This window comes from Fictibacillus sp. UD (assembly GCF_043558025.1).
Taxonomy (GTDB): Bacteria; Bacillota; Bacilli; order Bacillales; family Fictibacillaceae; genus Fictibacillus.
In genome coordinates, this window is record NZ_JARUHH010000023.1 from 1 (window position 1) to 21,845 (window position 21,845).

The window sequence follows — 21,845 nt, forward strand, 5'->3', positions numbered from 1 at the left end:
GTCTTGCTCGATTTTAAAACTGACGGAATTAATTCTTAATTCCTTACCTATTTCTTTTGTTCAGTTTTCAAAGAACTTTTTGTTTCGTTCGCCGTTTTGTTTTGGCGACTTTAATAATATACCACGCTGAAGCACTAGAGTCAATAACTTTCTTTAACTTTTTTTAAAACATTTCATTATGAAACATTTAAGCATGCTAGCGATTTATGAAGTGCTGTTCTTAAGACAGCTTGATTAGTTTACCACGGTTGCCAACCCGTGGCAATACCCAAAATAAAAAAGCTTCTATCCTAAGATAAAAGCTCTTCAATAAAGAGGTCGTTTCTGTTTTTCAGTGCAAGGAACTCACCGGTGGAGTCCAGTTTTATCATCGGTCTTGTCGGTTGGCTTTCTTCTATAAATACAATTTCCCCAACGTCATAGTTTGTTAGTCTTACACGGCTTCCGACAGAGAAAGTGGACAGCCCCGATAACAGAGCGGAAATGACTTGATGATCAAACTTTCCAAACTGATCCTTCATCATCATCTCGATCACTTTAAATGCAGACTGTTTGCTTCGATATGGCCGCTCGGCTGTCATGGCTAGATATACGTCTGCAATTGCAAGGACCTTACTGAAAGGATGAAGTTTGTTTCCTTGCACTTTTAACGGATAGCCAGATCCATCTTCTCTTTCGTGATGCTGCAGAACGCCAAGCAGAACACCTTCTTTAATAGATGGTATCTTTTTAAGCATATTGTAACCATGAATCGTATGCTTTTTTACTTCATCAAACTCAAGCGTTGTTAAGGAACCACTCTTTTTTAATAAAGTTGGCTGAACTTTTGACATTCCACAATCTGAGAGCACTCCTGCTATACCGATCTGGATGCAATCCCCGCTTGAAAAATTTAGTTTCTTCGCTAAGAACGTGCTTAAAATACCAACTGAGACAGCATGGTGATAAATATAGTCGGAACTCGTAGCGTAATGATGCAGCAGTAAAATCTCTCGCGGGACGTTCGCCCCTGCCTCAAGGACAGGAAGAACACTCTGTCGCACTTCGAGCATGTCGACCGGACTGCCTGATTGCCAATTTGTAAAAAGCTGCTTATATCGCTTTACGGTTTGAAGGTATAATCCGGCAAACGATGCTTCTTCTTTTTCTGGTTTCACGTTAAGTGCTTTTTCTTCCGATTTGGCTGCTTCACCTTTAGCAGAATCACCTTTAATAGAGGTTTCTTTTTTTCTATTCGAAAGTGTTGTACCAAAACCAGATTCATTTAAAACATCAATCTCTTCAATTTGAAAACGAGTCAGCACACGCAGATGCTCTGAATTCAAAATAGTATTTCTGTTAACGATTGGCTGATTAGTCATGGAGAATACATCCTGAACCATCATCTGACCGACCTTTGCTTGACTCGTTTTAATCTTCATACGTATGATGCTCCTTTAATTTGGAAATTCTTACTTTCATTTTACATATAAAAAAGAGGAAAATGTATAGTCATTTTCCTCTTTTAAGAAATTACTCGTTATTCTCTTCGTTTTCCTCTGACTCTGCAGCAGTTGTTTGTTCGGTTTCTTCAGTTGCAGTTGGTGCTTCACCTTCAATTACGATCGGGTCACCATTTTCATCTAAGATCTCATCCGTTTCTTCTTCACGTTCGACAACAGCTACGGTTGCTACGTGATTCGAATCGTTCATGGTCATCAGTCTAACACCTTGCGTGTTACGTCCCATTTGAGAGATTCCTGAAATGTTCATTCGAATAATGATCCCTTTAGCGGTAATAATCATGAGATCTTCTTCGTCTGTTACGGTCTTCAATGTAACAACTGGACCGTTCTTTTCAGTGATGTTTACGGTTTTGATCCCCTTACCACCACGTGATTGAAGTCGATATTCACTCATAGGTGTACGTTTTCCATAACCTCTATCCGTTACGATCAAGATGTCTTGTGTTTCATCCAAGACTTCCATCCCTACAACAGCATCGTCATCACCAAGGGTAATCGCTTTAACACCAGTAGCTGTTCTGCCCATAGATCTAACATCTGTTTCTTGATAACGAATTGACATACCTTGCTTCGTTCCTACGATGATATCCTTTGTACCATCTGTTAAACGAACGCCCATCAGTTCGTCTTCTTCGCGAAGGTTGATCGCAAAAAGTCCGCCTTTACGGATGTTGCTGTACGCTGATAACGGAGAACGTTTCGTAATTCCTTGCTTCGTCATGAAATTAAGGTAGATTTCATCACTTTCCATATCTTCAACCGGTATTACAGCTGAAATCGTCTCACCTTGTTCGATCTGCAGCAAGTTGATGATCGGAATTCCTTTTGCTGTTCTTCCGTATTCAGGAATCTCGTAGCCTTTTAGCCTATAAGCTTTCCCTTTATTCGTAAAGAATAGAATATAGTTATGCGTATTCGTCGTAAACAATTGCTCGACAAAGTCATCTTCACTCGTGCCCATTCCTTGAATCCCTTTTCCTCCACGGCGCTGTGAACGATAAGTGGAAATAGGAAGACGCTTAATGTATCCTTTGTTCGTTAAAGTAATAACGATGTTTGAACGAGGAATCAAATCTTCGTCTTCGATACTATTAAATCCTACAGAAATGATTGTACGTCTTGGGTTATCGTATTTTTCCTTGATTTCAGTCAGCTCAGTACGAATGATCTCAAGAATTTTTTCTTCATCTGCTAAGATTGCTCTTAATTCAGTAATTATAGCAACTAGATCATTATATTCGTTCTCGATTTTGTCTCGCTCTAAACCTGTTAAGCGCTGCAATCGCATATCTAAAATAGCTTGTGATTGCTCGTAGCTTAATTCAAACTTCTCCATCAATCCTTCACGAGCAATGTCAGTTGTTCTTGAACCACGGATCATTGCGATTACTTCATCCAGATGATCAAGTGCGATACGAAGACCTTCTAAGATGTGAGCTCTCGCTTCTGCTTTTTTAAGATCAAATTCCGTACGGCGGCGGATGATAACTTGCTGATGCTTTAAATAATGATAAAGAAATTCTTTTATGTTGAGAACTTTTGGATGCCCATCAACAAGTGCTAGCATATTGATACCAAAGCTTGTCTGAAGAGCTGTTTGTTTATATAAATTATTTAAAATAACATTTGCATTTGCGTCACGGCGTACTTCCATCACGATACGCATACCGTTTCGGTCAGACTCATCACGAAGGTCCGTGATTCCTTCAATCTTTTTATCGCGAACGAGTTCAGCGATCTTTTCGATAAGACGAGCTTTGTTTACTTGGTAAGGAAGCTCAGTCACGATGATCGCTTGTTTTCCGCTAGGCATCTCTTCAATCTCGGCTTTAGCACGGATAATAATGGAACCTCTTCCGGTTTGGTAAGCCTTACGAATTCCTTCACGCCCTAAAATTTCACCGGCGGTAGGAAAGTCTGGGCCTGGGATAATTTCCATCAGCTCAGGGATTGTGATATCCGGATTTTGACTTACTGCTAAAACTCCATCGATTACCTCACCTAAGTGATGCGGCGGAATGTTCGTTGCCATACCAACCGCGATTCCAGCAGCACCATTTACGAGTAAGTTCGGAAAACGAGCAGGTAGTACAACGGGCTCTTGTTCAGACCCATCATAGTTATCTTTGTAACCGATCGTGTCTTTGTTTATGTCTCGCACCATTTCCATGGCGATTTTAGACATACGCGCCTCAGTATAACGCATTGCTGCCGCTGCATCGCCGTCGACCGAACCGAAGTTACCGTGGCCATCGATCAGCATGTGGCGGAAGTTGAAATCCTGTGCCATACGAACCATCGTATCGTATACAGCAGAGTCGCCGTGAGGATGGTACTTACCGATTACTTCACCAACGATACGAGCAGACTTTTTATATGCCTTGTCGGCAGTCATGCCAAGATCATTCATGGCATAAAGAATACGTCGGTGAACTGGCTTTAATCCGTCACGTACATCTGGCAATGCTCGGCTGACAATAACACTCATGGCATAATCCATGAACGATGCACGCATTTCCGTACTAATATTTATTTCTTTAATCCGGGAACGTTCCATTTCAGACATTCGTTTTACCTCCATAACCTCTTAAAAACAGGTTTTTAAAGCCCCCTGATTCGAGCTTAAACGAACCGAAACTGGACCTTGTCCAGCTTCAGCATTTTCTATATTTTAGTTTCAGCACAGAAAGGAAGTGCTGAAACATTCGTAATTAGATATCTAGATTCTTTACGTACTGCGCATTTTCTTGGATAAAATCACGGCGCGGTTCTACTTTGTCGCCCATTAAGATTTCGAACGTTTCATCAGCAGCCATCGCGTCCTTCATTTCCACTTGAAGCAATGTACGTGTCTCAGGATCCATTGTCGTTTCCCACAGCTGGGTAGGATTCATCTCACCTAGACCCTTATAGCGCTGAAGCTGAGGCTTAGGAACCTGCGGAAGTTCTGCCAATAATTTTTCAAGCTCTTTATCATTGTAAGCATATTCGATACGTTTCCCTTGCTGCACTTTGTATAGCGGCGGCTGGGCAATATAGATATAACCATGTTCAATGATCGGACGCATGTACCGGTAAAAGAAAGTCAGAAGCAGCGTACGGATATGCGCGCCATCGACATCGGCATCTGTCATGATGATGATCTTATGATAACGAGCTTTTGAAATATCAAACTCTTCAGCGATTCCCGTCCCTAGTGCTGTAATGATGGCACGAACCTCATTATTAGAGAGAATCTTGTCCAGTCTAGCTTTCTCAACGTTAATGATCTTACCGCGAAGAGGCAAAATCGCTTGGAAGTGACGGTCACGGCCCTGCTTTGCTGATCCACCGGCAGAGTCACCCTCTACCACGTAAATTTCAGAGATGCTTGCATCTTTAGAAGAACAGTCTGCAAGTTTACCAGGTAAAGAAGATACTTCTAATGCACTCTTGCGGCGTGTAAGTTCACGCGCTTTTTTAGCAGCGACACGCGCACGGAGCGCCATCATTCCTTTTTCAACGATTGATTTTGCTACAACAGGATTCTCCATCATGAAAGAAGAGAACGTCTCAGAGAAAATCGATTCTGTTATCTGTCTTGCTTCAGAGTTTCCGAGTTTCGTTTTCGTTTGACCTTCGAACTGTGGATCTGGGTGTTTGATCGAGATGATCGCTGTCAAACCTTCACGAACGTCTTCACCCGTCAGGTTCGTATCGTTGTCTTTAAAAAGGTTATTCTTACGGCCGTAATCATTGATCACACGTGTTAGGGCTGTTTTAAAACCGGACTCATGCGTTCCACCCTCATGTGTATTAATGTTATTGGCAAACGAATAGATGTTGCTCGCATAGCTGTCGTTGTATTGGAATGCGATCTCAACAGAGATGCCGTCCTTTTCACCTTCAACGAAGATTGGTTCCTCATGCAGCACTTCACGTGTACGGTTAATGTGCTCAACATAAGATTTAATTCCGCCTTCATAGTGGTATTCCTTCGTAACTGGCTCTTCGCCGCGCTTATCTTCTGCGATAATGCGAAGTCCGCGGTTTAAGTATGCCAATTCGCGAATACGGTTTGATAAAGTCGGGAAATCATATTCTAATGATTCTGTGAAAATTTCAGGGTCTGGTTTGAAGTGAGTGCGTGTACCTGTTTTATCTGTTTCACCGATCACTTTAAGATCTGCAGTCGGCACGCCGCGTTCATATGATTGATAGTGCAGTTTTCCATCACGGGAAACCGTTACTTCAAGCATTGTTGACAACGCATTAACAACAGAGGCACCAACGCCATGCAGTCCGCCTGACACTTTGTATCCGCCGCCGCCAAACTTTCCGCCGGCATGGAGAACCGTCATGATAACTTCTAGTGCGGGTCTTCCCATCTTTTCATGCATACCTACAGGGATACCACGTCCGTTATCTTCTACAGTGATGCTATTATCTTCTTCGATCGTAATTCGAATCGTGTCGCAATAGCCCGCTAAAGCTTCATCGATCGAGTTATCCACGATCTCCCAAACGAGATGGTGCAAACCGCGTACATTTGTGGCACCAATATACATCCCAGGACGTTTTCGGACGGCTTCAAGACCCTCTAGTACCTGGATATTACTTTCATCATAATTTTGTTGATGTTCTAACTTTTGTTCAGTCGTCAATTCGTTCACCTTCATTCCGGTTTAAAAACGCTTTATTTATAAAACCTTTATTTTATATTCCAGCCATTTTCAAGTTCGAGGCGATCAGAGGCTCTCTTTTTTAACGTAGAGGCAGAAAGAGGAGATAGATAGATCGTTTTGTCTGTTATGATTACAGATTTTGCAGCATTCCCGCTAAGATCAGTTAAGGTCTGATTGCTTTCATGCTTTTTAAGAAACTCACCAGCTAACTCAGAAGCTTTTAATGCATTGATATCCAAGATTGCAAGTACATCTTTAGAATGAATAACTTCTTCATCACCTAAATGCAGAAGCAATGTCCTCACCTCATTTCAAACGTTCTATAGAGCCTGAATGAACTTTATATGTTGCGGCCTTCTCCAGTGTTTCATGATGTATTCCTTCCACACTGGTCGTTGTAACAAAGGTTTGTACTTTCCCTTGAATCGTATTTAAAAGATGAGATTGTCTGAAATCATCTAGTTCAGATAACACATCGTCCAAGAGGAGGATCGGGTATTCTCCGACTTCTGAATGAATCAAATCAATTTCAGCAAGCTTCAAAGAGAGAGCAGTCGTACGCTGCTGTCCTTGAGATCCGAATGTCTGCACGTCTTTTCCGTTAACAGAAAAAAGCAAATCATCCCGATGAGGACCAAATAAAGAAGTTCCCCGGTCAATCTCTTTTTCTTTTATTTTACCAAACTTTATATGAAACGCTTCTATCATTTTCGACAAGTCGAGCTCATCACATACCTCTATAGTCGGTTTGTAATGAATTTTTAAACTTTCTAAGCCTCTGGATATTCCATGATGGATAGGCTCTGCCCAACTTTGGAGCTTTTCCATGTATTTCATGCGTTTCAGCGTCACTCTGGCCGCTTTATCGATAAGCTGTTCGGTTAAGATCTCCAGCATCGTCATATTTTCCGGACTTTTTTTGCGATACATCTCTCTTAATAAAGAGTTTCGCTGAGATAAAATCTTTTGGTACACAGAAAGGTCATTTAAGTAAACCGCGTTAACCTGGCCGATTTCCATGTCAATAAAACGACGACGCACCTGCGGACTGCCTTTTACAAGATTGAGATCCTCAGGTGCAAACATGACCACATTAAGATGTCCGACGTAATCTGTTAATCGTCTCTGTTCAATGCGGCTGATTTTCGCTTTTTTTCCTTTTTGTGAGATGACGAGGCTTAAATCAAAAGAACTGTTTCTCTTTTTGATGCTACCCTCTATTTTAGCATATTCTTCGTCCCAAGATATCAACTCTTTATCTTTTGCCGTTCGATACGATCTCGCCATGGCCAAAACATAGATAGATTCCATGACGTTTGTTTTCCCTTGGGCATTCTCACCGAGAAAAACATTGACCTTGTTCTCAAATTCAAGAGACTGTTCTTTATAGTTACGGTAATTTCTAAGTTGAAGCTTTTCAATATGCAAAGGGATTCCCCCTATTCCGTTGTTACCTTAAACTCTCCTACGTCCGGAATGGACACGACATCACCCGCATATAATTTTTTCCCTCGGCGTGTTTCATGCTCTCCGTTCACAAGAACTTCATGTTCTGCTAAATACCATTTTACCATTCCTCCCGATTGGATGACATCGGTAGTTTTCAACAGTTGTTGAAGTGTTATAAATTCTGTGTTGATCTTAACGTTTTCCATTTTTAAAAAAACCTCCTGGTTGTTTCTCTGATGCTTGCTTGAAAGTGATTGATTTCCGCTCCAGGCTGCTCGCTTTCCGCGGGGCAGGCGGTGAGCCACATTCTAACGTTTCACTCTTAAGTGTCTCACCTGCCCGCCTGTCCCGCAGGAGTCTCGCATCCTTACTCTCCAATCAACTTGTCGATGAAGAGAATAAACAAAACCAATAACTTTTTAGAGAAGTGTATTTAGAAAAAATCGTATTGTTCCTACTAGTCTCTCCAAAAAACGATGGACTTAGAAAGAAAAGAAAGCCACCGGTCATTCCGGCAGCTTTATATATTAGTAAGTTCTTACAGGTAAGATTAACTGGCGAATCGTATCATCTGAAACGGGCTGGATGAGGAACGGTCTCATCGCACCTGTGAATAGAATGCTGATTTCTGAGCAATCCATTACTTTAAGGGCTTCCATCACGTACTTTGCATTGAACGAGATCTTCAGCTCTTCTCCTTCGATTTCTTCTGCGATCATGTGTTCAAAAACTTTACCGATCTCAGGAGAGTTTGAAGAAAGTTCGATGGTTTGGTTATCGAGTGTAGCTAATTTAACTACATTGTTTCGTCCTTCTCTTGCCAATAGAGAAGCACGGTCGATCGCTTGTAAAAATTCTTTTGTTTTCAGCACAAACGTCGTCTTGCTCTCTGAAGGAATCAACTTTGATGTATCAGGATAGTTGCCATCTAATAGTCTTGAGAACAGCAAGATGTTCTTAGCCTTAAATAGAATCTGATTGTTCGTTACAACAATCTGTACTTTTTCTGCAGACTCATCAAGAATTTTAGAAAGTTCGTTCAAGCTTTTACCAGGAATAACTACGTTTTGAAAAGATAGTTCTTCAGCTTGTGAATCAATCGGCATCTTGCGTTCTGCCAATCTATGGCTATCTGTTGCAATACAGTTAAGTACACCATCAACTAACGTCCAATTCACACCTGTTAAGATAGGGCGTGTTTCTGAGGCGGACACCGCAAAGACAGTTTGACGGATCATTGTTTTTAGAAGATCACTTTGAATTTCAAAGACTAAATCCTCTTCGATCTGCGGTAATCTTGGGTATTCTTCTGGATCAAGGCCTAACAGACTAAATTCAGAAGCACCAGAACGAAGCGTTGTTTCAAAACGTTCTCCAACTTCAATCTCAACAGAGTCATTCGGAAGTTTTTTAACGATCTCTGAAAAATAACGCGCTGGAAGAACGACACTTCCTTCTTGTTTCACTTCGATATGTACAAGATCGCCTTCTTCAACCGGTATCAGTCGCTCAATAGAAATATCAGAATCACTACCAGTCAGATGTACACCATCATATGTCACTTCCATTTTGATTCCCGTTAAAATCGGAATAGTAGTTCGGGATGATACAGCTTTCATGACATCTTGAACAGCCTCGATCAATTGGTTTAATTGAATCTTAACTTTCATTATTTTGCCCCCCTGATATTTATTAAAATCTTTTAAAAAAATAGTAGTAATAGTACTAGGCGCTGTGAATGTGTGGATAACTCCAAAAAACAAAGATAGAACAGCCTATCCACATGTGGACAGACTGTGCATAAAGTAACTGTAGTTATTCACAGTATTCAGTGTTGTTTATTTAATTAGATTTAAGCTGATCGTGAATTTCTTGCACTTTCTTTTGCAAAACATGATCAGTAATCAGCAGCGTTGAGATCTTTTCATGAGCATGAAGTACGGTTGTATGGTCACGCCCTCCAAATTCCTCACCAATTTTAGGCAAAGAGTTATCTGTAAGCTCACGAGATAAATACATGGCGATCTGTCTAGGAAAAGCAACGGATTTTGTTCTCTTTTTAGCCGTAAAATCTTCTAACTTAACGTTATAATGCTTACCAACAACTTCTTGGATATGGTGGATGGTAAGTGTTCTTGGCTTTGCAGAAGGAATAATATCACGAAGAGCCTCTGCTGCTAAGTCTGCATTCATATCTTGATTAATTAAAGAAGAATAAGCAACTACACGAATAAGTGCACCTTCAAGTTCTCTAATGTTCGTATCAATTTGATTTGCGATATAAAGCATTACTTCATTCGGTATATCCAGACCTTCAGCTTTCGCCTTTTTTCGGAGAATTGCGATCCGCGTCTCCAAGTCTGGCGGAGTGATATCTGTTATAAGTCCCCATTCAAATCGCGAGCGAAGTCTGTCTTCAAGTGTCGGAATCTCTTTTGGAGGCCGGTCACTCGAGATAACAATCTGCTTGCTTTCTTCATGAAGTGCATTGAATGTATGGAAAAATTCCTCTTGAGTCTGTTCTTTTCCCGCAAGGAATTGAATATCATCTATTAGAAGCACGTCCACACTGCGAAATTTGTTGCGAAATTCAACCGTTTTATTGTCACGAATCGAGTTAATGAATTCGTTCGTAAATTTTTCGGATGATAAATAAACTACCTTAGCCCCAGGATTATGTTCTAGTACATAATGTCCGATTGCATGCATTAAGTGAGTTTTCCCAAGTCCAACTCCACCATATATAAACAGCGGGTTGTAAGCTTTAGCCGGTGCTTCGGCAACAGCTAATGAAGCAGCATGGGCAAAACGGTTTCCTGACCCGATAACGAATCGGTCAAATGTATATTTAGGATTCAACATACTTTGAGAAACTTCTTCGTGAGGTTCATTTGCTGCTTTTGGGGCTTTTTTCATGGAAAGTTCCAGATCCAAGTCTACATCTGTCTGATTTTGTGGAATGATGAACTTCACGTCAAGTGCTGCACCTGTAACGTCCAGCAATGTTTCTGAAATGATGCCTGCATATCTGGATTCCAGCCAGTCACGGGCAAACTCATTTGGCGCAGTGATTACAAGCGTATCATTTTGCAGTGCATGCGCTGTTGTTGATTTTAACCAAGTCTCAAAGCTAGGCTTACTGACTTTTGTCTCAATTGCAGCAAGTGCTTTGGACCATAGGTCATTGATGTTTTCCAACCAATTTACCCCCCTTATCTCTTTGAATTATCCTATTTCAGCAGTTGTTTTCCTCGGTGTACAAGATTTGTACAGCAAGTGAATACATATGAATAAAAATAAAAAGTCCACACCTTATGTGAATGATAATTAATATAGTAGATAATAGGATTATGAACAGTTAAATAGCATCTGTGGACAACCTTTCTAACAGCTCGAAAAACCTGTCCACAAGTTTATCCACAGCTTGTGAATAACTTTACATGCGAGTCATGTTGCTAACGAGTTAAAACACAACAAGCATATCAAAAATTATCAAGCTTGGCAACGGATTATTGTTACTTATCCACAACGCCCATACCTTGTGTAGAAAAGTTGTCCACAACACTAGATTTTGTGTAAAACGTGTCGATAATTGGTGTGGATAATGAAAAACGTGTCGAAAAAGATGTCCACAGGCAAGAGGATAAAGAATTTGAAGAACGTTGTAGAATGGTTTAAATTACTTTTGAAGTTTTCTGTTGAAGAGCTTGGTTGTTCATTGCTGCTTTTGTTAGTAATTGATCTCCGCTCCAGGATGCTCGCTTTCCACGGGGCGTACGGTGAGCCTCCTGCCGCTTTGCGCCATTAGGAGTCTCCACCTGACCGCTCGTCCCGTAGGAGTCTCGCACCTTGCGCTCCAGTCAATTTTCAAGTGGAAGAAAAGAATCAAATGCAACAACCTGTAAGAAAAGATACTTTCTAAAAGATTTCAGTTTTTGTTTTGCCTTTTAGCGAAATGTTGCAAAGTGGGGAAGAAGTGTGCCGACAACTGAGCCTCTCACAATTCATGCAAAGAGGCTCAGAGACTTCCTTCTAATTGCTTAAGAAGAATCACTTTGTTCTTTTCGTCATTAGCAAGTTGATCGTAGTGGAAGGTGTAAGACTCCTGCGGGACAGGTGGGCAGGTGAGACACTTAAAAGTGAAACGTTAAGAATGTGGCTCACCGCCTGCCCCGCGGAAAGCGAAGCACCTGGAACGGAGATCAACCACATTCAAGAACAACGAAGCATAGGAAACACAAAAACAGCGAAAACAGCATGAAACTAAAATCCAGCTTGACAAAAGAAGGGGTCAGTCATTATAATTTGTTAGACTGTCTTTTATAAAAGATATCCTCAGGGAGGTGTAATATACATGAAACCTACATTTCAACCGAACAACCGTAAGCGTAAGAAGGTACATGGTTTCCGTGCACGTATGGCTACTAAGAACGGTCGTAAAGTTCTAGCTCGCCGTCGTCAAAAGGGAAGAAAAGTGTTATCCGCATAGGCCACTGACATCAGTGGTCTTTTTTTACTTTTTATAGACATTTTCGCTCACTCCAAGTCCGTATTGAACTCGCTTTTGTCGATTTTTCGGAGTTAGAGGTTTTATTAAAACAAAATAGGCCGATACTGGGATAAGATTCGAGACAAAAAGACATTGTGGAATGAGATTGGTTAATTGATGGAGTGTTAATTGAATGAAGAAAGAACAGCGCATCAAAAAAAACGAAGAATTTCAAGAAGTCTTCAAAAAAGGAAAATCAACGGCTAATCGCCAATTTGTTATATACAGTTTGAAAAAAGAAGATCAGCCTGCGTTTCGTATCGGACTTTCTGTAAGTAAAAAAGTAGGAAAAGCCGTTACACGAAACAGAATAAAGCGATCTGTAAAAGAAATCTTCCACAAATACAGTGAACAGCTGCTTACAGGCAGGGATTACGTGGTTATCGCGAGAATACCTACTGCTAACATGGACTTTCATGAGATGGAGAAAAGCTTGCTTCACGTATTGAACAGAGCAAACGTACTTAAAAAGAGGGTGTAAGAAAATGAGATCCTTATTTATAGGGATTATTCGTTTTTACCAACTGTGGATCTCCCCAATGACTCCGCCTTCGTGCCGCTTTTATCCGACTTGTTCGCATTACGGTATTGAAGCTTTCAGGCGTCATGGCGTATTTAAAGGAATGTGGCTAACTTTTGTCAGAATAGCAAAGTGCCATCCTTTTCATCCGGGAGGCGTTGACCTCGTGCCTGAAAAAAGAGACAATAAATAATTGAGATGAGATTTAAGATTTTAAGGAGGATAAGAGTGTGCGTAAGAAAATAGGTTTACTGATTGCCCTTTTCGCACTCATGGCTGTCCTTTCTGGATGTGGGACGATGGAGCCCATCACAGAAGACAGAACGGGAATTTGGGACACATATTTTGTATATCCGTTATCTTGGTTGATCACATATTTTGCTAACTTAACGGGTGAAAACTATGGATTATCGATCATAATTGTTACATTAATTATTCGTACTGCGCTTCTTCCATTGATGATTAAGCAAACGAAGAGTTCTAAAGCGATGCAGGAAATTCAGCCAGAAATTCAAAAACTGCGTGAAAAATACAAATCAAAAGATGCGAACACACAGCAAAAACTGCAGCAAGAAACAATGGCTTTATTCCAAAAGAATGGTGTAAATCCGCTTGCAGGCTGTTTACCATTATTGATTCAAATGCCGATTCTATTAGGTTTCTATCATGCAATCATGCGTACTGAAGAAATTGCGAATCACAACTTCCTTTGGTTTGATCTAGGAGATCCAGATCCATTCTTTATTTTGCCGCTAGTTGCAGGTCTTACAACATTCTTGCAGCAAAAAATCATGATGGGCGGAATGGACAATCCAAATCCGCAAATGAAGATGCTTTTATACATCATGCCAGTCATGATCGTTGTATTTGCTATTAATTTCCCAGCTGCATTATCTTTATATTGGGTGATCGGTAACATCTTCATGATTGCACAAACATATTTCATTACGACCCCAATGAAAAAGAAAGAAAATCAAGTTGATGGGGGAGCTAAAAAGTGAAAAAGGTACAGGTAACAGGGAAAACGGTTGAAGAAGCAGTAGCAGCAGCACTAGAACAACTTCAGACTTCAAAAGATCAAGTAGATATATCCATTCTTGAAGATTCCAAAAAAGGTTTTTTTGGACTTGGCGGCAAGCCCGCAGTAGTTGAAGTAACAGTCAAAGCTGATCCTGTTAAAACCGCGATCGAATACCTTCAGGATGTAACTTCCAAAATGGGGGTACCCGTTACCATAGCACAGCGACAGGAAAATGATCATCTTGTGCTGGATTTATCCGGTGACAAAATTGCGATTTTGATTGGAAAACGCGGACAAACGCTTAATGCGCTGCAGCTTTTAACAAATATGGTTGCAAATTCAGATCCTGCAAGCAAGCACGTTAAAATCGTGCTTGATGCTGAAAACTATCGTACCCGAAGACAAGAATCACTTGAAAGATTAGCTGAACATTCCGCTCAAAAAGTATTTTTCACAAAGAAAAGTTTTGCTTTAGAGCCGATGCCTGCCAATGAGCGCAAAGTGATTCATTTAGCACTGAAAGAAAACAGAGATGTTGAGACTACGTCTGAAGGGGTGGAGCCATTCCGTAAAGTCGTGATCCGCCCGACGTCCTCAAGCAAAAGATAAAGAAGCTTCAGAGGTTATTCCTCTGGGGCTTTTTGTTTACTGCAGGCTTATAATGCGATACACTATTTTTTATTGTGGATATTTATGTCCTTTTTTGATAAACCATTATCACAGCAACTGATTAAGGCCATACTAAAGGTAATTTATATAGAGCGTAAAAAGAGGAAAGCCGAGGTGATACAACAATGGAATTTGATACGATTACTGCTATTTCTACTCCGATGGGAGAAGGTGCAATCGCGATTGTAAGGTTAAGCGGACCTGAAGCAGTTACGATTGCGGATAAAGTGTATAAAGGATCAAAACGTCTTTCAGATGTAGATACGCATACCATTCATTACGGGAAGCTGTTTGATCCAAAGGTTGATCAGGCAGTGGAAGAAGTGATGATCAGCGTTATGCGCGCACCCCGAACGTTCACGCGGGAAGATGTTGTTGAAATTAACTGTCACGGTGGATTAGTTTCTGTGAATCGTGTTCTTCAATTGATTCTGCAGCAGGGAGCACGCTTAGCTGAACCGGGAGAATTTACGAAACGGGCGTTCTTAAACGGACGGATTGATTTATCTCAAGCGGAAGCCGTGATGGATCTGATTCGTGCAAAGACGGATCGTGCCATGAATGTTGCACTGAACCAGATGGAAGGCCGCTTGTCTTCTCTCATAACACGTCTTAGACAAACGTTATTAGAGACGATTGCTCACGTTGAAGTGAACATTGATTATCCTGAATACGATGCAGAAGAGATGACGCATTCCTTATTAAACAACAACCTTCTGACTGTTAAAAAGGAAGTAGAATCCATCCTGCAAACGGCAAGCCAAGGAAAGATTCTTCGTGAAGGGCTGTCGACGGCAATCATCGGACGACCGAACGTAGGGAAATCTTCACTGATGAACGCACTTGTCCATGAAAACAAAGCAATCGTAACAGATATTGCCGGAACAACGAGGGACGTTATTGAAGAGTACGTAAACGTAAGAGGAGTTCCTTTAAGACTTGTAGATACAGCAGGGATTCGAGAAACAGAAGACATCGTAGAAAAGATCGGTGTGGAAAAATCTCGAAAAGTATTAAAAGAAGCAGATCTGATTTTGTTAGTCATTAATGGAAACGAAACACTGTCACAAGAAGATGAAAACTTATTCCGTGCAGCAGCGGGACTCGATAAGATTGTTATCATCAATAAAACCGATCTCGAAATGAAAGCGGATATGAACCGTATTAAGGAACTTGCAGAACATTCACCTTTGATTTCAACATCTTTAGTAAAAGAAGAGGGAATAGATGAACTAGAGCAAGCGATCGCAAACCTGTTTTTTGCAGGTGGAATAGAAGCACAAGATTTAACTTACGTTTCTAACTCGCGGCATATCGCACTTCTTCAGCAGACGATTCATCACATTGACGAAGCACTTGGCGGTATTGAAGCGGATCTTCCGATAGATATGGTACAGATCGATATAACAAGAGCATGGGAGATACTTGGAGAAATAGTGGGTGACACGGTTTCAGAGAGTTTGATCGACCAGTTGTTCTCTCAATTTTGTCTTGGAAAATAATTGTTAAGGAGGTAGAACACAATGGGATATAAAGCAGATACGTTCGATGTCATTGTTGTCGGCGCTGGACATGCTGGTGTTGAAGCTGCACTTGCTTCTGCACGTATGGGCGCCAAAACGTTATGTCTGACATTGAATCTAGACACTGTAGCATACATGCCATGTAATCCATCAGTTGGCGGACCAGCAAAAGGGATTGTTGTGCGTGAAGTGGATGCGCTAGGCGGTGAAATGGCCCGTAACATCGACAAAACACATATCCAAATGCGTATGCTAAACACAGGTAAAGGCCCTGCGGTACGTGCGCTGCGCGCGCAAGCCGATAAATATCTTTATCAGCATGAAATGAAAAAAACAATGGAAAACACCGAGAACCTCACATTGCGTCAAGGAATGGTAGAGCGTCTGATCATGGAGGACGGGGAATGTAAGGGTGTTATTACAAAAACAGGAGCTGAATACGCTGCGGAAGCAGTGGTTCTAACGACTGGGACATACTTAAGAGGAAAAATCATTATCGGTGAGCTTGCTTATGAAAGCGGCCCAAATAACATGGCTCCTTCTATCAATTTGTCATACCACCTGCAGGAGCTTGGTTTTGATATGGTTCGCTTTAAGACGGGAACACCGCCGCGTGTGAACAGCAAAACGATCGATTATTCTAAAACGGAAATTCAGCCGGGTGATGATGTACCACGTGCTTTTTCCTATGAAACAACAGAGTATATTACAGATCAGCTGCCTTGCTGGCTCACTTACACAGGAGATGAGACACATCAACTGATCAATGGTAACCTGCATCGTTCCCCGATGTATTCTGGGATGATCGAAGGAACAGGACCAAGATATTGTCCATCCATTGAGGATAAAATTGTACGTTTTAACGATAAACCAAGACATCAGATCTTCTTAGAACCTGAAGGCCGAAACACAGAAGAAGTGTACGTTCAAGGTCTTTCGACGAGCCTTCCTGAAGATGTTCAAAAGAGAATTTTAGCTACGATTCCTGGACTGGAAAAAGCTGAGCTGATGCGTGCTGGTTATGCAATAGAATATGATGCGATCGTACCGACACAGCTTTGGCCATCTCTTGAAACGAAGCGTGTGAACGGCCTCTTCACAGCAGGTCAGCTGAATGGCACGAGCGGATATGAAGAAGCAGCGGGTCAAGGCCTCATGGCGGGAATCAATGCTGCGTTAAAAGTACAGAAAAAAGAGCCTTTAGTGCTCGATCGTTCAGAAGCATACATCGGAGTGCTGATCGATGATCTGATTACAAAAGGAACAAACGAGCCGTACCGCCTTCTAACATCAAGAGCAGAGTACCGTTTGCTGTTAAGACACGATAACGCTGATCTCAGATTAACGAAAAAAGGTCACGAAATTGGACTGATACCGAAAGATCGTTACGAACGCTTTGAAGAGAAGAAAGCACAAATTGCGCAGGAAATAGAACGATTAGAACATGTTTCTATTAAGCCGACTGAAGATGTGCAGCAAATCCTTGCTGAAGCACAATCTACACCTCTAAAAGAGCCAATGTCTGCAGCCAATCTCTTAAAACGTCCTGAAGTAACGTATCCGGTGATCCACAAGATGGCACCTGCAGAAACACCATTGCCTGAAACCGTAATGGAGCAAGTGGAGATTCAAGTGAAGTATGCGGGCTACATCGATAAACAGCTTGCTCAAGTTGAGAAAATGCGCAAGATGGAAAATAAAAAACTGCCTGTTGATTTGGATTATATGGCGATCAATGGATTGGCTACGGAAGCGAAACAAAAGCTTCATGAAGTACGGCCGCTTTCAGTCGGACAGGCATCACGAGTATCAGGGGTAAACCCAGCAGACATTTCTATTCTGTTGATCTACCTTGAACAAGGTAAACTGGCGAAAATTGCCCGTTGAGGGGGAACGCGTAAACCATGAATGTTGAATTGTTTCAATCTTCCTTAAAAGAAAAGGGAGTACAGTTATCAGATAAACAGCTTTCACAATTCGAGAGGTATTATGAACTGCTCGTTGAGTGGAATGAAAAAATGAACCTCACAGCAATCACAGAAAAAGAAGAAGTATATCTTAAACATTTTTATGATTCTGTAACCGCTGGATTTCATTTTAATTTCAATCAAAATATTACGGTTTGTGACGTCGGAGCAGGTGCGGGATTTCCCGCGATTCCATTGAAGATCGTATACCCGGAAATCCAGCTGACTGTTGTTGACTCACTCAACAAACGCATTGGATTTTTGCAGCATGTTGTAGATGAATTAGGTTTAGAACATGTATCTTTACATCATGACCGTGCAGAAACATTTGCTCAGCGTCCTGAGTTTAGACAAAAGTTTGATCTTGTGATGGCTCGAGCTGTTGCGAGGCTTTCTGTTCTATCCGAGCTCTGTTTACCTTTAGTGAAAATAGGGGGGCACTTTTTAGGAATGAAAGGTGCCAATCTTCCTGAAGAAGTGAAAGATGGCGAAAAAGCGGTTAACCTTTTAGGCGGAAAAATAAAAGATGTTCATTCGTTTCTATTGCCGATCGAGGAAAGTGAACGAAATATCGTAATCATTGAAAAAGTAAAAGATACGCCTAAAAAATTCCCGCGCAAACCTGGAACTCCGAACAAGTCACCCATCCAATAAGTTTAGACTGTGTTTCACGTGAAACACAGCTGTTACATAAAAGAAAGATTTTTACAGACTTGCAGGATTATAGGACTAGTGAGAAGAATTAGTTAACAGGCACATTACAAAAGGTGGTGTATTCGCATGAAGCATCCTTTTTCACGTTTATTCGGCATCGGCGAAAAGAGCCAGCAAACCTTAGATCCAGAACCAGCTGAAAAAAACGACAACGAAGAAGTACTTCAAATTCCGGTTCAACAGATCATACCAAACCGGTTTCAGCCTCGTACGGTTTTTATAGATGAACGAATTGAAGAATTATCACAAACGATAGAAGCTCACGGAATCATTCAGCCTATTGTGGTTCGCGGCATTGGAGAGGATCAATACGAACTGATCGCCGGAGAACGCAGATGGCGTGCTGTCCAAAAACTTGGGTGGGAAAAGATACCTGCTATACTTAAAGAGATGGACGATTCGCAAACCGCTTCGGTAGCTCTTATTGAAAACCTTCAGCGAGAAGAACTTACTGCTATTGAAGAAGCTATGGCTTATGCTAAGCTTTTAGAATTGCATGGACTTACTCAAGAGGGACTGGCACAAAAGCTTGGAAAAGGCCAATCCACGATTGCGAACAAGCTTCGTTTATTAAAGCTGCCGCAGTCTATTCAAGATGCCCTTTTACAGAAAAAGATTACAGAGCGTCATGCCAGAGCATTAATTGTATTGAAATCTCCAGAAAAAATGGATGCCGTTCTGCAAGAGATCCTCGAAAAACAACTGAATGTGAAGCAGACAGAAGATCGTGTGAAACGAATGATCGAAGCCGAGACAGCGGAAAAGAAACCTCAATCCAGACGCAAATCGTATAGCAAGGATATGCGCCTCGCCATTAATACGGTTAGGCAATCTGTTGACATGGTCGTCCAAAGCGGACTGTCCATCGACACAGAAGAAGAGGAGCATGAGGAGTTCTATCAGTTCACGATTCGCATTCCTAAAAAATAAAGTGTAGACCATCAGTTAGAAGTTAAACTGATGGTTTTTTATTTGGCAGTTTTCGCAAACGTTGTTATTGGAAGTGGTTGATTTCCGTTCCAGCTGCTCGCTTTCCGCGGGGCAGGCGGTGAGCCCCTTGCCGCTATGCGCCTTTAAGGGTCTCACCTGACCGCTTGTCCCGCAGGAGTCTCGCATCTTGCACTCCAATCAACTTTTCGATGAAGAGGAGAAACGAATTACCTAAATGCAAAAACTTTTAGATAGTCTTTTCAGGTCTGTCTTTATTAGAAATCAAAGAGTAAAAGTAACTTCAAAAAATAATTTAATTAAAAATACTTTTTTCTTTATTTCGATACGTCATTTTATTTTCTTCGTGATAGAATAATAGATAATGAATGGTTTTATTAAGTGAGGTAGGTGACAACGTGGCCAAGATCATTGCAGTAGCCAACCAGAAAGGCGGAGTCGGAAAAACGACTACGTCCGTCAACCTTGGTGCATGCTTAGCATATTTCGGTAAAAAAGTTTTGCTCGTAGACATAGATCCTCAAGGTAACGCAACTAGCGGCGTAGGCGTGGACAAAGGTGACATCGATCAATGTATCTATAATGTCCTTGTTGAAGATGTGGAAGTAAAAGATGTGATTGTCGAGACCATCTGTGAAGGTTTACATATCCTCCCTTCGACGATACAACTCGCTGGAGCTGAAATCGAGTTAGTTCCTACGATATCGCGCGAAGTCCGTTTGAAAAGAGCACTTGATCAGGTAAGCTCCGTCTATGATTATATTATTATTGACTGCCCTCCATCATTAGGACTTCTTACGATTAACTCTTTAACAGCTTCTGACTCTGTTATCATTCCAGTTCAATGTGAGTATTACGCACTTGAAGGATTAAGCCAGCTTTTAAATACGGTCCGACTTGTGCAAAAGCACCTGAATACAGATTTGATGATTGATGGAGTCCTGCTCACAATGCTTGATGCACGGACGAACTTAGGCATTCAAGTGATTGAAGAAGTTAAGAAGTATTTTCAAGATAAAGTGTATGAAACGATCATACCAAGAAACGTTAGATTATCAGAAGCACCGAGTCATGGTAAACCGATTATTATTTATGATCCGAAATCCCGCGGTGCAGATGTATATTTAGAATTTGCGAAGGAAGTGATTGGCATTGGTGAAAGGGTTAGGTAAAGGGCTGCATGCCTTCTTTCCTCCAACAGAAGCTGGGGAAGAAGAGCAGATCAAAGATGTCAGCATATCAGAGCTTAGACCAAATCCGTATCAGCCTCGAAAAGTTTTTGACCAAAAAGCCATTGACGAACTAAAAGAATCCATTTTAGAACATGGCATTCTTCAGCCGATTGTTGTACGGAAAAGCATTAAAGGCTACGAAATCGTCTTAGGGGAACGAAGATTCAGAGCGGCATCTGAGGCAGGGCTAAAAACCATCCCTGCGATTGTAAAAGACTATACGGAACAAAAAATGATGGAAGTCGCCTTGATTGAAAACCTTCAGCGAGAAGATTTGAATCCGGTCGAAGAAGCACAAGCTTACCAAAAGTTGATGGAGCACCTTGAAATCACTCAAGAAGAATTAGCTTCTAGAGTTGGAAAGAGCCGTCCTCATATTGCGAACCATATTCGGCTGCTTCAGCTTCCAAAACCCGTTTTAGAGCTTTTATCCAACGGCTTGTTATCGATGGGGCATGGTCGTGCATTACTCGGACTTAAGAAAAAAACCAAGATGCAGCTGATCGTTCAGCGTATTATGGATGAAAATTTAAATGTAAGGCAGCTCGAGAAGCTGATTTCGGATATCAATAAAAATGTTCCACGTGGAACAAAGAAAAATACAGCACAAACCAATGTGTTTTTTAAAGAAAAAGAATCATCGTTACGTGATCGATTTGGAACTTCTGTTTCCATTAAAAAATCGAAGCGAAAAGGAAAGATTGAGATTGAATTCTTTTCACAAGATGATTTAGAGCGTATTTTAGATCTGTTAGAAAAATAGAGAGAAAACCATCGAAAAGGTGGTTTTCTTTTTTACCATTTTTTTGAAACTTATTACTAGCAGTTTATCTCTACAGGTTTAATTTTTATTTTGGCCACTTTGACAAGTTGATTGGAGTGTAAGGTGCGAGACTCCTTCGGGACAGGCGGGCAGGTGAGACACTTAAGAGTGAAACGTTACGAATGTGGCTCACCGCCTGCCCCGCGGAAAGCGAAGCACCTGGAAGGGAAATCAACCACTTCCATAGGCGAAATAGATTACCTACAAAAAACAATAATGAAGTAAGCACCTTGATTAAAATCGTTTAAGATAATTATCGAT

Annotated in this window: 23 protein-coding genes; 13 read left to right on the forward strand and 10 right to left on the reverse strand. The window is 41.2% G+C overall.

The annotated features are described in order from the left end of the window. Positions 1-290: 290 nt before the first annotated feature. From P8610_RS19560 to P8610_RS19600, 9 genes are all read right to left on the reverse strand, one after another. On the reverse strand, positions 291-1,421 hold the full coding sequence (locus P8610_RS19560) for an HD-GYP domain-containing protein (protein WP_394605873.1): 1,131 nt from the start codon (positions 1,419-1,421) through the stop codon (positions 291-293). A gap of 91 nt (positions 1,422-1,512) precedes the next feature. Next, positions 1,513-4,071 carry a DNA gyrase subunit A gene (gene gyrA, locus P8610_RS19565; protein WP_394605874.1) on the reverse strand — a complete coding sequence of 853 codons (2,559 nt, stop codon included), beginning with the start codon at positions 4,069-4,071 and terminating at the stop codon, positions 1,513-1,515. Between the two features lie 145 nt (positions 4,072-4,216). After that, the gene (gene gyrB / locus P8610_RS19570) at positions 4,217-6,163 is read right to left on the reverse strand and encodes a DNA topoisomerase (ATP-hydrolyzing) subunit B (RefSeq protein WP_394605875.1); all 1,947 of its coding nucleotides are present in this window, start codon (positions 6,161-6,163) and stop codon (positions 4,217-4,219) included. A 32-nt stretch (positions 6,164-6,195) separates the two neighbouring features. Then, the gene (gene remB / locus P8610_RS19575; RefSeq protein WP_289493810.1) at positions 6,196-6,465 is read right to left on the reverse strand and encodes an extracellular matrix regulator RemB; all 270 of its coding nucleotides are present in this window, start codon (positions 6,463-6,465) and stop codon (positions 6,196-6,198) included. A gap of 10 nt (positions 6,466-6,475) precedes the next feature. Next, positions 6,476-7,597, reverse strand: a complete 1,122-nt coding sequence (recF, locus tag P8610_RS19580) for a DNA replication/repair protein RecF (RefSeq protein WP_394605876.1) — start codon at positions 7,595-7,597, stop codon at positions 6,476-6,478. A gap of 11 nt (positions 7,598-7,608) precedes the next feature. Next, positions 7,609-7,824: a S4 domain-containing protein YaaA gene (gene yaaA, locus P8610_RS19585; protein WP_066244167.1), complete on the reverse strand. Its 216-nt coding sequence runs from the start codon at positions 7,822-7,824 to the stop codon at positions 7,609-7,611. A gap of 321 nt (positions 7,825-8,145) precedes the next feature. Next, positions 8,146-9,288: a DNA polymerase III subunit beta gene (gene dnaN, locus P8610_RS19590; RefSeq protein ID WP_394605877.1), complete on the reverse strand. Its 1,143-nt coding sequence runs from the start codon at positions 9,286-9,288 to the stop codon at positions 8,146-8,148. Between the two features lie 172 nt (positions 9,289-9,460). After that, positions 9,461-10,816, reverse strand: a complete 1,356-nt coding sequence (gene dnaA, locus P8610_RS19595; protein WP_289493817.1) for a chromosomal replication initiator protein DnaA — start codon at positions 10,814-10,816, stop codon at positions 9,461-9,463. A gap of 476 nt (positions 10,817-11,292) precedes the next feature. Beyond that, positions 11,293-11,466: a hypothetical protein gene (locus tag P8610_RS19600; protein ID WP_394605878.1), complete on the reverse strand. Its 174-nt coding sequence runs from the start codon at positions 11,464-11,466 to the stop codon at positions 11,293-11,295. 188 nt (positions 11,467-11,654) lie between these two features. On the opposite strand from P8610_RS19600, the gene P8610_RS19605 reads away from it, so the two are divergent. From P8610_RS19605 to noc, 10 genes are all read left to right on the forward strand, one after another. Beyond that, positions 11,655-11,879 (forward strand): hypothetical protein, encoded by a 225-nt coding sequence (locus P8610_RS19605; RefSeq protein ID WP_394605879.1) that lies wholly within the window; start codon positions 11,655-11,657, stop codon positions 11,877-11,879. A 93-nt stretch (positions 11,880-11,972) separates the two neighbouring features. Further along, positions 11,973-12,107 carry a 50S ribosomal protein L34 gene (rpmH, locus tag P8610_RS19610; RefSeq protein ID WP_007201576.1) on the forward strand — a complete coding sequence of 45 codons (135 nt, stop codon included), beginning with the start codon at positions 11,973-11,975 and terminating at the stop codon, positions 12,105-12,107. 193 nt (positions 12,108-12,300) lie between these two features. Then, positions 12,301-12,648, forward strand: coding sequence for a ribonuclease P protein component (rnpA, locus tag P8610_RS19615; RefSeq protein ID WP_394605880.1), 348 nt, complete (start codon positions 12,301-12,303; stop codon positions 12,646-12,648). Between the two features lie 4 nt (positions 12,649-12,652). Then, complete coding sequence (gene yidD / locus P8610_RS19620; RefSeq protein WP_289493820.1) at positions 12,653-12,880, forward strand: membrane protein insertion efficiency factor YidD; 228 nt, start codon at positions 12,653-12,655, stop codon at positions 12,878-12,880. Positions 12,881-12,917: 37 nt separating this feature from the next. Then, complete coding sequence (gene spoIIIJ, locus P8610_RS19625) at positions 12,918-13,688, forward strand: YidC family membrane integrase SpoIIIJ (protein WP_289493822.1); 771 nt, start codon at positions 12,918-12,920, stop codon at positions 13,686-13,688. Further along, positions 13,685-14,317: an RNA-binding cell elongation regulator Jag/EloR gene (gene jag / locus P8610_RS19630; RefSeq protein WP_289493824.1), complete on the forward strand. Its 633-nt coding sequence runs from the start codon at positions 13,685-13,687 to the stop codon at positions 14,315-14,317. Before spoIIIJ ends, jag begins: the two co-directional genes overlap by 4 nt. 185 nt (positions 14,318-14,502) lie before the next feature. Further along, on the forward strand, positions 14,503-15,879 hold the full coding sequence (mnmE, locus tag P8610_RS19635; RefSeq protein WP_394605881.1) for a tRNA uridine-5-carboxymethylaminomethyl(34) synthesis GTPase MnmE: 1,377 nt from the start codon (positions 14,503-14,505) through the stop codon (positions 15,877-15,879). A 21-nt stretch (positions 15,880-15,900) separates the two neighbouring features. Continuing rightward, entirely contained in the window at positions 15,901-17,787 is a 1,887-nt protein-coding gene (mnmG, locus tag P8610_RS19640; RefSeq protein WP_394605882.1) for a tRNA uridine-5-carboxymethylaminomethyl(34) synthesis enzyme MnmG, read from the forward strand. A 17-nt stretch (positions 17,788-17,804) separates the two neighbouring features. Then, entirely contained in the window at positions 17,805-18,521 is a 717-nt protein-coding gene (rsmG, locus tag P8610_RS19645; protein WP_394605883.1) for a 16S rRNA (guanine(527)-N(7))-methyltransferase RsmG, read from the forward strand. A 126-nt stretch (positions 18,522-18,647) separates the two neighbouring features. After that, positions 18,648-19,511, forward strand: coding sequence for a nucleoid occlusion protein (gene noc, locus P8610_RS19650; protein ID WP_394605884.1), 864 nt, complete (start codon positions 18,648-18,650; stop codon positions 19,509-19,511). Positions 19,512-19,526: 15 nt separating this feature from the next. On the opposite strand, the gene P8610_RS19655 is transcribed toward noc, so the two are convergent. Further along, positions 19,527-19,697, reverse strand: coding sequence for a hypothetical protein (locus P8610_RS19655; RefSeq protein ID WP_394605885.1), 171 nt, complete (start codon positions 19,695-19,697; stop codon positions 19,527-19,529). A gap of 230 nt (positions 19,698-19,927) precedes the next feature. On the opposite strand from P8610_RS19655, the gene P8610_RS19660 reads away from it, so the two are divergent. The 3 genes from P8610_RS19660 (at position 19,928) to P8610_RS19670 (ending at position 21,809) form a co-directional block, all read left to right on the forward strand. Further along, positions 19,928-20,701 carry a ParA family protein gene (locus P8610_RS19660; protein WP_394605886.1) on the forward strand — a complete coding sequence of 258 codons (774 nt, stop codon included), beginning with the start codon at positions 19,928-19,930 and terminating at the stop codon, positions 20,699-20,701. Next, positions 20,682-21,524, forward strand: a complete 843-nt coding sequence (locus P8610_RS19665; RefSeq protein WP_394605887.1) for a ParB/RepB/Spo0J family partition protein — start codon at positions 20,682-20,684, stop codon at positions 21,522-21,524. Before P8610_RS19660 ends, P8610_RS19665 begins: the two co-directional genes overlap by 20 nt. 123 nt (positions 21,525-21,647) lie before the next feature. After that, on the forward strand, positions 21,648-21,809 hold the full coding sequence (locus tag P8610_RS19670) for a hypothetical protein (protein WP_394605888.1): 162 nt from the start codon (positions 21,648-21,650) through the stop codon (positions 21,807-21,809). The last annotated feature ends 36 nt before the right edge of the window (positions 21,810-21,845 follow it).

Excerpts from the sequence above, each read along its gene's own strand:
- gyrA (WP_394605874.1), bottom strand. The coding sequence starts at position 4,071 with ATGTCTGAAATGGAACGTTCCCGGATTAAAGAAATAAATATTAGTACG.
- rpmH (WP_007201576.1), top strand. The coding sequence starts at position 11,973 with ATGAAACCTACATTTCAACCGAACAACCGTAAGCGTAAGAAGGTACAT.
- mnmG (WP_394605882.1), top strand. The coding sequence starts at position 15,901 with ATGGGATATAAAGCAGATACGTTCGATGTCATTGTTGTCGGCGCTGGA.
- rsmG (WP_394605883.1), top strand. The coding sequence starts at position 17,805 with ATGAATGTTGAATTGTTTCAATCTTCCTTAAAAGAAAAGGGAGTACAG.
- rnpA (WP_394605880.1), top strand. The coding sequence starts at position 12,301 with ATGAAGAAAGAACAGCGCATCAAAAAAAACGAAGAATTTCAAGAAGTC.
- noc (WP_394605884.1), top strand. The coding sequence starts at position 18,648 with ATGAAGCATCCTTTTTCACGTTTATTCGGCATCGGCGAAAAGAGCCAG.
- P8610_RS19655 (WP_394605885.1), bottom strand. The coding sequence starts at position 19,697 with ATGCGAGACTCCTGCGGGACAAGCGGTCAGGTGAGACCCTTAAAGGCG.
- mnmE (WP_394605881.1), top strand. The coding sequence starts at position 14,503 with ATGGAATTTGATACGATTACTGCTATTTCTACTCCGATGGGAGAAGGT.
- dnaN (WP_394605877.1), bottom strand. The coding sequence starts at position 9,288 with ATGAAAGTTAAGATTCAATTAAACCAATTGATCGAGGCTGTTCAAGAT.
- yaaA (WP_066244167.1), bottom strand. The coding sequence starts at position 7,824 with ATGGAAAACGTTAAGATCAACACAGAATTTATAACACTTCAACAACTG.
- yidD (WP_289493820.1), top strand. The coding sequence starts at position 12,653 with ATGAGATCCTTATTTATAGGGATTATTCGTTTTTACCAACTGTGGATC.
- P8610_RS19560 (WP_394605873.1), bottom strand. The coding sequence starts at position 1,421 with ATGAAGATTAAAACGAGTCAAGCAAAGGTCGGTCAGATGATGGTTCAG.
- gyrB (WP_394605875.1), bottom strand. The coding sequence starts at position 6,163 with ATGAAGGTGAACGAATTGACGACTGAACAAAAGTTAGAACATCAACAA.